Below are 12,727 nucleotides of genomic sequence, written 5' to 3'. Positions count from 1 at the left end.
TTTTACATTGGCGGTGTTCAGGTGGCGCGCGGCTATCTAAACCGCCCCGACCTGACAGCGGAACGGTTTGTCCCCGACCCATTTAGCGCCGATGCCGATGCGCGGCTTTACCGGACAGAGGATCTGGGGCGTTGGCGGGCGGACGGGACGCTCGAGTATCTGGGCCGCCGGGACTTCCAGGTGAAAATCCGAGGCCACCGGATCGAGCTGGGTGAGATCGAGGCGTGCCTGCGCGCCCATGCGGGTGTGGGCGATGCGGTCGTGGTTGCGCGCGGTTCGGGGAGTGAAGACGGCAACGCCCTTGCAGCCTATGTGGTTACAGACAGGAATGGTGCTGGCCCTGAAGATGGTTCTTTTAAGGTGGATGCGCAGGCGTTGCAGGACCATGCGGTGCGGCATCTACCGTCGTGGATGGCTCCTTCGGCCTATGTGTTGATGGAGGCTTTTCCACTGACGGCAAGCGGCAAACTAGACCGGCGGGCGCTTCCGTCCCCGGACGAGGCGGCCTATGTCCGCCAGATCTATGAGGCACCTCAAGGGACGGTGGAGGAGACGCTGGCACTGATCTGGTCGCAGCTGCTTGGGGTCGAACGGGTCGGCCGCCACGACAACTTCTTCGACCTAGGCGGTCATTCCCTGCTGGCCGTGCTAATGGTCTCAAGGCTGCGTGAGGCGCTCGGGAAAGAGGTTCCGCTAGCAAAGCTCTTTGCTAGACCAACCGTCATTGCCTTTGCAAACGCATTGAATGATCAGGACCGCCTGCTGGATCGGGGTATAACAGTGTTTCGTGCGGAAGGAAACAAACCTCCTCTATTCCTTTTCCAGGAGCCCAGTGGTGAAGTTATCTATGGATTCGAACTTACCCGTCATATCGATGCAGATATACCCGTTTACGGGCTGAAAAATCCCAGTGATGTGAATACACCTCTACTCACGATTGAGGCCATGGCTGCCCATTTTCTGACCTCGATCAAAATGGTGCAGCCGAAAGGTCCTTACTACATCGCAGGATGGTCGTTCGGTGGTTTGCTTGCTTACGAAGTCGCTGTCCAGCTGATCGGCAATGATGACCAGGTCGCATTCCTCGGACTCCTCGATATCAATTGCCCGCGATCATTTGAAACTGTCAGTTCAGAAGAGGATTATCTGCGACGAATTCTCGAAGACAAACACGTTCTTCTGCATCTCGCGGCAATTGCCGAAAGGCGCGGCATACCGATAGCACTGGATGACATAGAGAGCCTGTTACACCAATATGAGGTTCGAAAATACATCTCCCGCATGTATGCTTGCACACATGCCATGCACCAATATCATGTTCAACCGATCCCGGTGCCCATGCACCTTTTTGCAGCCATCGAAGATACCGAGTCTAGCCAAACAGGTGGTTGGGAAACTGTTATCTCAAAAGAGCATATTCACGTCGTTCCGGTCCCTGGAAATCACTGGACGATGATGGATCCTCCCAATATTTCCTGCCTTGGGACATCTCTTTCCAAGGCTCTAAATAATCAAGAACAGCGAGTTTATACACAGGGACGAAGTTACGAGCCACTGGTGACCATTCAAAAAGGACAGGCTGGGCAAATTCCGGTCTTCTGCATCCCCGGGGCAGGCGGCAATGTCGCCGGCTTTGCACCGCTTGCAAACGCCCTTGGTGAGTCCTGTCCCATCTATGGTCTGCAGCCACGCGGACTGGACGGCCAGCGTGTGCCACACGCGAGCGTTCGGGCCGCTTCCAGATGCTACCTTGAGGCAATTCGAACGGTCTGCCCTGACGGACCTGTCCATCTACTCGGTCATTCCTTTGGAGGCTGGATTGCTTTCCAGATTGCCCTGGAGCTGCTGGAACTCGGCTGCCCAGCTGAGTCGCTCACCTTGATCGACAGCGAAGCACCGAAGCAACACGGGGATCGAGTAAGCGAGTACACACGCACCAAAGTCGTGACAAAATTGATTGAAATTTACGAACAAGCTGGAGAATGTTCGCTTGGGATGGAGCCCGCTGAATTGGCGCAGCTCGATGCAGAGCGGCAAATCGGCCGCTTGCATGAGAGTCTTCTTCAGCACGGTTTGATGCCGGCACGTTCCAAGTCACAAGATCTGCAAGGAGTAGTTCGCTCCTTTGGAACCGCTCTCAGGACGAAATATCAACCGGCAAGGCCGTACCCAGGACGGACCGGTTTGATATTAATGAGCAATCCCAAGCTTCCTGAATCGTCCAATGCCAAATCAATTGCGAACAGCGTTGAGGCATGGCGCTTATGGGCCCCAGAGCTTTTGTCCTGGCATGGTCCGGGCAACCACATGACAGCGCTCAAGCATCCGCATGTTCGGCACTTGTCCAAGTGGATAATGAGCAACTTTCAAGGCCAAGTGGGTGCATCGGAATAAGGCGCGGGTAGGGGTTCCTCCGTCTGACAGCGCGATCGCCTATGCATCGCCTATGTTCTGAAATTCAACGCATCCGGAAGTAATGGCACTGCCATCCGTCCCCGAACGCGGTAAAGGCACCGAAGTACCCTTTCCCAACGGTCAACTCCTCGATCGTCCACTCGTACTCGCCAGGGCAGCGCAATGGGATGGTCCAGATCGACAGCGACCCGCGCTAGCCCTTCAGAAATCCCGACTCCAGTAGCCTTCAAGCGAGCTTCTTTCAGCGTCCACATGCGCAAAAAGGCTCGCTGTCCCTCCTCAGGAGGCAGTTGGGCGATCGCCTCAGCCTCGCGGGGACTGAAAAACTGACGTGCCAATTCGGTTTCAGCTAGCTGTCGAGAACACTCCAAGTCGACGCCTAAGGCACGGCAGTCTGGCGCAGCAACAGCGAAGGGATGTGTGTTACTGCCGCAGCAGTGGGTGGTTGAGAGAACGTTTGGCTGGTGGAGTTGGTATCGGCGGTTGAATGTGGACTACAAGTATTTGCTGGCGTCATCGGAGGCGATGATTCGGATTGCGACGATCCGCCTAATGGTCATACGTCTGGAGTAATTTGATACCGCCCTGAACTCTTCAAGCAGCCTCTAAGAATCTCACTATCCTGCTCGCTGTTGAATCCACCTATCCATTGAGAGAGTTGAAAAACCCATGAAGTAAATGTATGTTGCCAAACTGTATCTTTTGTTACGCATTTAGTTGTTTTGCCACGATCTGGCGCTAAGCCTGAGCTAAATTGAAGTTCAACTTAATTTTCTTCATACGACATATCGCGTCCGAGGATCTCGTTCGAGAGCAGCCGATTATGCTCGATGACAATGCAGCAGCCCGTTTCGCCCATGCCGATGGACATTCACCCCATGCACCTGTCGCCATCGTCGGTATCGGCTGCCGGTTCCCGGGAAATGCCAATTCGGCGGCGAGTTTTTGGCAGCTTCTGACCGCCGGTGTCGATGCGACAGTGCCCGTCCCGGCCGACCGCTGGAACAACGACCTTCTGTTCAGCCCCGATGCGATGAACGAACCGGGCACTGTTGGTTCGCTTCGCGGCGGGTTCATTGACGGGATTGCCGAATTCGACGCTGGCTTCTTCGGGATCTCGGCGCGTGAAGCTGCGGTTATGGATCCGCAGCAGCGCATGCTGCTGGAGACATCCTTTAATGCCCTGGAGGACGGTGGTTTGACATTGCAATCCCTCCGCGGCCGGGATGTCGGTGTGTTTGTGGGAATTGCTTCATTTGACTACGGGCACATTCAACACAGCCAGTATAGCCGCGAACATATCGGGGCTCACACCAATACCGGTCAAGTCCTGTGCATTGCCGCCAACCGCATATCTTATTGTTTCGACTTCAAGGGACCGAGCCTTGCGGTCGACACGGCATGTTCTTCATCCTTGACTGCGTTGAATCTTGCCTGTCAGAGCATCCATGCCGACGAATGCAGCATGGCCCTGGTCGGAGGGGTCAACGCTCTCCTCAAGCCGGAGCCAACCATTGGCTTTAGCCGCGCGACAATGCTTGCCCAGGATGGCCGCTGCAAGGCCTTCGATGCAAGCGCCGATGGATTTGCCCGCGGCGAAGGAGCTGGGGTTGTGGTTCTCAAGCGCTTGGACGATGCGTTGAGGGATCGGGACTGTATCTATGCTGTCATCAAAGGTACAGCGGTAAATCAGGATGGGCGCACCCCGAGCCTGACCATGCCTTCCGCCGATGCCCAGGCGGATATGCTGCGGCAGGTTTACCGGAAGGCCGGCATCGATCCGGGCGGCGTTCGCTACATCGAGGCCCATGGAACCGGGACGCCGGTAGGAGACCCGATAGAAATCCGGGCATTGGGAGACGTCTTCGGCAACGGCCAAACCAATGCCAGACCGCATTTTATTGGTTCGGTCAAGACCAATATCGGACATCTGGAGGCGGCGGCCGGCATTGCCGGATTGATCAAGGCGGCCTTGGCCGTTCACCACGGTGTTATCCCCCCAAATCGCAATTTTGACAGGGAGAATCCCGAGCTGGGGTTATCCGGACATCATTTCGTAGTGCCGGTGGAGACCATTGCCTGGCCGGATGACGGATGTCCTCGCCGAGCAGGGGTCAATTCCTTCGGCTTCGGCGGGGCGAATGCCCATGCGATCGTCGAGGAAGCCCCAACCTCCGCCGGCAGGATGGGGTCCGAAGTTTGTGAAGAGACACCGAATGCAGAAGATGACGGACCGGCGGCATATCTCCTGCCGATCTCCGCGCGCAGCGACGAGGCGTTGCAAGAGCTGGCGCTTAGGCACTTATCCGTTCTTCAAGGGGGCAAACCGGCATTTGACCTCTATGGATACTGTCGGGCGGCGGCCCGTCGGAGAACCCATCACCACTGCCGGCTCGCCGTCCTCGGACAGAACCGGGATGAACTGATCGCTAAGCTTCAGGATTATCGGCGCGGTCTGGAACCGAAAGGGCTCTTGCTGGGCAAGTCCGACGTGTTGGACCGGCCGGAAGACGGTCCGGTCTTTGTGTTTTCGGGCATGGGTCCGCAATGGTGGGCAATGGGGCGCCAGTTGCTCCACGCCGAGCCGCTCTTCCGTCACTGGATCGAGCGCTGCGATGCAGCTTTTGCCGAATTCGCCGATTGGTCTCTTCTGCAGGAGTTGACCCGAGACGAAGCTTCGTCGAGGATGTCGGAAACACAGATCTCCCAACCTGCAAATTTCGCCTTGCAGGTGGCTCTGGGCGAACTATGGCGTGCCTGGGGGCTGCAGCCTGCCGCCATCGTCGGCCACAGTGCCGGTGAAGGTGCAGCAGCTTATATGTCCGGTATGCTTGGGCTGGAAGAAGCCGCCCGCGCGATTTACCACCGCGCCCGGCTGCAGCACAAGCTCTCGGGTAAGGGCAAGATGATCGCCGCCGCTTTGGGGCTTGAGGACGCCCGGGCAGCGATTGAAGGCCACGATGGCAAGGTCTCCCTCGCGGCCATCAACGGTGCATCCTCCGTGACTTTGTCGGGGGATGCCGAGCTGATTGTGGCTCTATCGGAGCAACTGAGCGCACAGAATATCTTTAACCGCGTGCTGAACGTGGATGTGCCGTTCCACAGCTATCACATGGATGCGATCGCAGACGAACTCTGCGAGGTGTTGGACGGCATCACCTGGCGGGAGCCGGATATCCCGCTGTATTCCACGGTAACCGGCAGTCGCGCGACCGGGTTCGGCTACGACGGGGCCTATTGGTGGCGCAACGTGCGCGAACCGGTCATGTTTGCCCAAGCGGTGGAAGCACTGGTTGAAGCCGGTCATCGAACGTTTCTGGAGATCGCCCCGCATCCGGTACTGACGAGGTCGGTAGCGGAGATTGTCGGCAAGTCGGAAGCCAGGGGCAAGGTTGTTTTCTCGCTACGGCGCAATGAACCGGAACAACTGACCGTGCTCTCGGCACTGGCACAGCTTCATGTTGACGGTCATGAGATCGATTGGGAGGCGGTCTTCCCCGGCAACAATCCAAATATCGCGTTGCCAGGCTATCCGTGGCAACGGGAACATCACTGGCAGGAAACCAGGGAATCGAACGACCGGCGGCTCCTGCCTTGCGTTCATCCCTTGCTCGGCGTGCGGTTGGATCGGTTTGAACCCTGCTGGACCAATACTATCGATCTCAGGCGGTATGCCTTTTTAAACGATCACCGTTTCAAGGATCTGGTTATCTTCCCGGCGGCAGGCTTTATCGAGCTGGCGCTGGCGGCCGGGCGGGAACTTCATGGCACCAGCAACCTGCAACTGAAGAAGATGGAGATCGACCAACCACTGATCCTGAAACAAGGGCAGCGGCGGCAAATTCAGGTGCAGGCCCTTGCGAACGACGACACAATCTCGATCGATAGCCGAGTGGCCGGCGAAGAAGATGGTTGTGTGTTCCATATGCGCGGGCGCATCAGGAAGATGTCGGTCCCCGGGCGGCGCCGTTTCGATCTGGATGAACTGAAACGGCAATGTCCTGAAAATATCACTGAGTTTTTGTATCCGGCCTTCGAGAAAGATGGACTTAATTACGGAGCGGCCTTTACGGGTATCGATGGAATTTGGCGTGGGGGAGATGAAGTATTTTCGATCCTGCGACCATTAAATTCACTCGTTCCCGGTCTTAACTCCCACGACCTAGAAGCTTACTTGCTGCATCCGGTTCTCTCAGACTTAGGTATTCAAGCACTCTTTGGAACCTTTCTGAGTCACCAACAAACGCAATTTAAAGCACGCTTACCGATAGCACTGGAAAGACTGCGCTTATATGGTGTGCCGCAGCCGGACGCCGAGCATTTCGTTTATGCGCGCCGGTTGACGCCAGTGGAAGATGACTTCACCCTCGGCGACATCTACATCATCGATGTGGATGGCAACACGCTTGTTGAGTTCAGAAACCTCGCTGTCAAGCCACCCAGTGCAAAATCCGAACGAAGCGATTGGCTATACGCATTTGAATGGGATCGGCAGGAAATCGTGCATGGAATTGACGAATCCTGGGCCGGCCGGGTTGCGCCGGGCACGCTCTCGGAAATCGTTCAAGCCGATATCCCCAGTCTAGCCGAACGCTTCAACCTCGACCAATACTACAGCGAAGTTTATCCCATTTTGGAAGCGATGACGGTTGCCTTTGTCTGGGAAGCTTTCGAGGAGCTGGGTGGAGGTTGGTCGGAAGGTAGGGAACTGACCGTCAAAGGCGTCTGCACCGACCTGAGGATCGCCAGCCAGCACGAGCGTTTGACCAGGCGGCTGCTGCAATGCTTGGAAGCCCGCAACTTGTTGGAAAAGACCGATACCGATACATGGCAGGTTCTATCTGTCTATACCGGTGGTCCCGAGGCGGAAGCCATCATCGAGACCGACCTTTCCCAACCTAAAGGAAAGTATCCCGAGTTCAATCTGCTGAAGCAGTGCGGCAGGCAACTAGCCCGCGTCCTGCGGGGCGATGTCGATCCGGTTCGGGTTCTGTTTCCAAACGGTTCCGAGGAACTGACTGAAACGGTTTACGACCGCTTGGCACTGTTTGGTCCTTACAACCAGATCGTTGAATTCGCGGTCAAAGCCATGGGTTCAGGGATACCCGAAAACCGGCCGCTGCGCATTCTGGAAATAGGGGCCGGAACGGGAGCCTTGGCATCGTTGCTGCTGGCGAGCCTGCCGGTTGGACGGATCCAATACACCTTCACCGATATTTCGCCCGTATTCTTCGGGCGCGCCAAGGAAAAGTTTTCCGGTTTCGGCAATGTCGACTACGGGGTCCTGGATATTGAACGCTCCCCGAGGCAGCAGGGATTCGATCCGGAAAGTTTCGACTTGGTCATCGCCGGCGACGTTCTGCATGCGACTAGGAATTTGAAGCAAGCCATCGCCCATGCGAACGAGTTGCTCGTCCCCAATGGCATGCTGCTATTGCTGGAATTCATGGCGCCACCGTTTTGGGTCGATGTGACCTTCGGCATGCTAAAGGGATGGTGGGCTTACGAGGATACCGGTCTTCGTGCGGACCATTGCTGCCTCGGTCCGGCTGCTTGGCAGAAGCTGCTCGGTGAATGCGGATTCCAGGATATAAATATACTCTCCGACCGCAGCGACGGAACCAGCGTTCAAAGCGTAATCTTATCGCGCAAGCCTGAAGGTGTTGCGGCTGTGGGGGAGCGGGACGGAGAGGGCGTGTGGTTGTTGTTCGTGGACCGTCATGGTATCGGCGCTCGGGTAAAGGAGGAATTTGACAAGAACGGTTACATCACCTTGCCGGTGACGCTGACCGAACCGGACGAGCCGCCGCGGGCGGAATCGTCCGGTTCGCCAAACATAACGACAGGCGATCTTTCTGCGATGCGCTCTCTTTTCCAGGAGTCCGCCGGCCGATACGGGACCATCGCCGGGGTGGTATATCTCAGACCTCTGGATGCACCCCCTCTAGATGAGGCCGGCCGGGAAACCCTCGACACATCATGCACTGGAGAATGCCTGAACGTTGCCAATATCCTGCGGGCCTTTGAGGATGTCGATCCCGACGGCGATCAGCACCTCGTGCTAGTCACCCGAGATGTGCAGCAGATAAAGGACGATGACAATGCCAACGGCGTCTTGAGCGCTCCCTTGTGGGGGCTGGGAAGGGTCGCGGAAAACGAATATCCCGATCGTCGTATCACGTTAATCGACTTGCCAGGGACGGCTGAAGCGATAGATACCGCTAGGATCTTTGAAGAGGCGACCCAACGAACGTCCCGAGAACTCGAAGTCGCTCTGCGCGGCGGTGATCGCTATGTTGCGCGCTTGAGACAGACCAGTCGCGACCGCCTAGCCCGTGTCCAGTCCCGTCCGCGACCCGTAAAGCAGGACGAGTCCTTTTTTCTCGATCTCCACCAGCCCGGGGATCTGAGCAGTTTTGTCTTGAAGCCGGCAGCACGCCCCCAGCCCGGCCCGAGAGACGTTGAGATCGCTGTTCATCACGCCGGTCTTAACTTTCGCGACTTGATGAAGGCGATGGACATCTATCCCGATGACAGCGGCACCCGCTTTTACCTGGGTGATGAATGCAGCGGCATCGTTCTCACCGTCGGAGCGGGTGTGGATGGACTGGCTCCGGGCGATCGCGTGGCAGCCATTGCCCGCGGCTTCGGCTCGGTTCTTACCACACCTGCTGACTGCGTCGTGCGCATTCCCGAGCATCTCTCCCTCGTGGACGCAGCAACCATACCGCTCGTGTTTTGCACGGTCTGGCATGCATTGCACGAGCTGGCCGATATCCAGACCGGCGAACGGATCCTGATCCATGCGGCAGCGGGCGGCGTGGGGCTCGCTGCCGTCCAAATCGCACAAAACGCAGGGGCGGAGATTTTCGCAACAGCGGGCAGTGACGAGAAACGGACGTACCTGCGTTCCCTGGGAATCCAGCACGTCTTGAACTCGCGGACCCTCAACTTCCATGACGACATTCTGGAGGCGACCAAAGAGGAGGGGATCGATGTTGTTCTGAACTCCCTGTCCGGCGAGTTTGTTCAGGAAAGCCTGAACTTGTTGAGATCCTACGGCCGTTTTGTGGAAATCGGAAAGATGGATATTTTTCAGAAGAAGTCCCTGAATCTTTATCCGTTCCGCGACAATCTCACCTACTTTGCCATGGACCTGGAAAGAGTGATTCGCCAGCATCCGCAACGCATCAGGCGCTATTTGCATGAGGTCATGCAAGCATTTGAAGACAAGGCCCTGAAGCCGCTTCCCACAACAGCCTTTGACCTAAGTGACGCGGAAAAAGCCTTCCGGTACATGTCTCAGTCCAAACATATTGGCAAGATCGTTTTCGATCTGCATGGGGACAGCCTCGGGCGCGCAGTCAGCGAAACATCCAGCTTCGAAGGGTTTCATAAAGACGCCTCTTATCTGCTGACGGGAGGTCTAGGCGGTTTCGGATTGGCCGTGGCTCAATGGATGGCTGCCGAAGGTGCGGGTCATCTCATTCTCGCCGGGCGGCGCATTGCGCTTAAGGATCCTCAACGGGAAAAAATAGCGGCAATCGAGGAGACCGGTTGCAAGGTGAGTGTCGTCAGCCTCGATGTGGCGGACGAGGACCAAATATGGCAGGTCCTGAATGAACTGTGCACGGAAAAAGCCCCCCTCAAAGGGGTTATCCATATGGCGATGGTCTTGGACGATCGCTCTATCAAGCAACAGAACAAACACAGTTTGACGAAGGTGTTCGACCCCAAGGTGAAAGGGGCCTGGAACCTTCACCGTGTGACTGGCGCAATGGATCTAGACTTTTTCGTGCTGTTCTCGTCCATGGCCGCTATCATCGGCAATCCAGGCCAGTCGAACTATGCCGCAGCCAATCAGTTTCTAGAAACCTTGGCATACTACCGCCGTCTGCGGGGTCTGCCGGCGCTGGCAATCGCCTGGGGTCCCATCTCGGATGTCGGTTATGTGGCCGAACATGACGATATCCAGCAGCGCTTCAACCGGCATGGTGTGAATGCATTTGGGGCGGCAGAAGCCATCGATATTCTCTGCGCCTGCCTAAAGGACGGGCTTAGCTCGGCCGGTGTCTTGCGTATTGACTGGCAGAAGACTGCATCGCACCTTCCAGTAACAATCCAGTCCAGCCGTTTCCGGCATCTTGCAGGTGGCATCGCCAAAGTTGAGCCAGAAGCTGATGTTAGCTCCCGGCTGCTTGCCGCCTTGAATGCGGCCGATCTGTCACAGCGGCAGGAACTCGTTCGGGAATGGCTGACAGAGCAGCTCGCCGAGATCCTGACTTGTGAACCGGAGAAAATCGATGCCACCCGTTCGCTGACCGATATCGGCGTCGATTCGTTGATGGCGGTGGAACTCGCAGCGCTGATCGAAAAGAGCGTTGGCAGCAGAATTCCTTCGATGGAACTCGCACAGACCCCGACGATCGGAAGGCTGGCCGCACGCCTTGTCGGGGAGATCGCTGGCAATACCGAGGAAGTCGAGCCACCGGCAACATCGGCGGCGAAAGACGATCGCCAATAACTCGTTCGAACATCTAAATATCGTTCCAATTAGTGGTATGCGAGGTCCAAAGCGAAACCGGACAGATTTCGGTATTCGACAACATAGCTTAAGTCCTGGAGAGGAGCTTATAACGTGGATATCTTTGAAAACATTCCAAATCCGAAACACAGAATTGCCAGCGGCTGGTTTCCCTTGTCCTCAAGCCAGCAGATGGTTTGGGTCGATCAGGTTCTGAATCCTGACAGCCCTGCGTATAATTTCGGGGTAGTCACTGAATTGATTGAGCAGATTGACATTGAAGCACTCATCGAAGCACTAAACGATGTAGCTCATAAGCACGAAGCATTAAGGACCAGTTTTCACATTGAAGACGGCATCCCGTTTCAGGAGTTTGCAGATTCTATTGATGTAGATCCTCGCACGATCGATTTCTCAAAAGAAAGCGATCCTGAAGACGAGGCCAGAAAATACTTACGCCGGAAAATCAACGAGCCATTCGATTTGTCCGGGAACCGGTTTTGGGATGCCCATTTCATCAAGATCGATCGGGAAAAACACTATTTCTTTCTTCGGTTTCATCATCTCATCAGTGACGGCTTCGGCATGTCGTTGATAGTTGAATCTCTTTCAAAGAGTTATAACAAGATCGTGCAAGGTGATAGTTACCTGGCTACATATGGCGTCAAGAGCATTACAGAAGAAACATTCGAGAGCTACAGCGAATTTTTAAAGGAAGATCGGGCTTATTTGACATCCACCCAATTCGATCGGGATCGCGAGTTTTGGTGTGAGCGGTTTGCGGATATTCCGCCATCAGAGCTTCCTAATTCTGTTTTATCCGCGAGCGGTCATTCTTTTAGCAACAGTCTTGAATGGGAACTCGATCGGGCAACCTACGACAAATGTGCCGCGCTGGCATCGAGCCAAGGCTGTTCGATGCTGCATTTACTGTTGGCGCTCATTGCCCTCTATTTTACGAGCATTCAAGCTCTTGACGAGATTGTTATCGGTGTGCCGTTTCATAATCGCACCAATGCACGCCAGAGACGAACCCTGGGAATGTTTGCGGCTGTTATGCCATTGAAAATAAGGGTCGAACGTACGCGTTCATTTACGGCTCTCCTGAAACGAGTCAGTAGCGATACACAATGTTGCTATCCACATCAGCGCTTCCCAGTTGCGGAAATTAATCGCTCACTCAATCTAGGTGGTATTGGCAGAAGACAGTTATTTGATGTTGGCTTTAACTTTGACACAGCAGTAAACAAAATTCCATTCGCCGGCACGCTTTGTCGATTTCAAAGGATTATGCCGAACTTCAGCCTAAATACATTAGATATTTACCTTCGCGAACATAGCTTGGCGGCCAATGTGTCGGTTCTTTTCAACTACAGCGCTGATATCTTCGAGCGTCAAGATATTGCAGTATTGCGGAAACGTCTCGCCATTTTGCTCGACGCAATTTTAGAAGACGAGGATTGTCCGGTCGGCCAGCTACCGCTCATGGATGCGGACGAGCGCCGTCTTGTGGTTGAGGAGTGGAACGCGAGCGCAGCGGCTTATCCGGAAGGTATGTGCCTGCACGAGCTGTTCGAGGCGCAGGTTGCAACGGACCCGTCAGCCGTGGCACTGGTCTTTGCAAGTGCGGAGTTGAGCTATGGTGCTCTGAATGGGCGGGCCAACCGTCTGGCGCATCATCTGCGTACTCTGGGTGTGGGTCCCGACGTTCTGGTTGGGCTCTGTGTGGAGCGCGGCTTTGAGATGGTGGTGGGGCTGCTGGCGGTGCTGAAGGCAGGCGGGGCCTAT

Annotated in this window: 4 protein-coding genes and 1 pseudogene; 4 read left to right on the top strand and 1 reads right to left on the bottom strand. The window is 55.7% G+C overall.

Going from position 1 to position 12,727, the window contains the following annotated elements; translation table 11 throughout:
* Nucleotides 1–2,394 (top strand): non-ribosomal peptide synthetase (locus KR51_RS11795; RefSeq protein ID WP_022608027.1); only part of this gene is annotated, 2,394 nt, incomplete at its 5' end.
* A 50-nt stretch (nucleotides 2,395–2,444) separates the two neighbouring features.
* Here KR51_RS11795 and KR51_RS18380 read toward each other — a convergent pair.
* Nucleotides 2,445–2,786: a 4'-phosphopantetheinyl transferase family protein gene (locus tag KR51_RS18380; protein WP_071783296.1), complete on the bottom strand. Its 342-nt coding sequence runs from the start codon at nucleotides 2,784–2,786 to the stop codon at nucleotides 2,445–2,447.
* A 40-nt stretch (nucleotides 2,787–2,826) separates the two neighbouring features.
* Here KR51_RS18380 and KR51_RS18375 point away from each other — a divergent pair.
* The 3 genes and pseudogenes from KR51_RS18375 to KR51_RS11785 all read left to right on the top strand — a co-directional run.
* Nucleotides 2,827–2,988: pseudogene (locus tag KR51_RS18375) on the top strand (transposase); the annotation flags it as partial.
* Between the two features lie 250 nt (nucleotides 2,989–3,238).
* Complete coding sequence (locus KR51_RS11790) at nucleotides 3,239–10,939, top strand: type I polyketide synthase (RefSeq protein WP_022608025.1); 7,701 nt, start codon at nucleotides 3,239–3,241, stop codon at nucleotides 10,937–10,939.
* A gap of 114 nt (nucleotides 10,940–11,053) precedes the next feature.
* On the top strand, nucleotides 11,054–12,727 hold a 1,674-nt coding region (locus KR51_RS11785), incomplete at its 3' end, for a condensation domain-containing protein (protein WP_022608024.1).

The sequence above is a fragment of the Rubidibacter lacunae KORDI 51-2 genome (genome assembly GCF_000473895.1).
Classification (GTDB): Bacteria; Cyanobacteriota; Cyanobacteriia; order Cyanobacteriales; family Rubidibacteraceae; genus Rubidibacter; species Rubidibacter lacunae.
The sequence above is the reverse complement of the archived record's forward strand: the minus strand, read 5'-3'. Positions and strand labels throughout refer to the sequence as shown.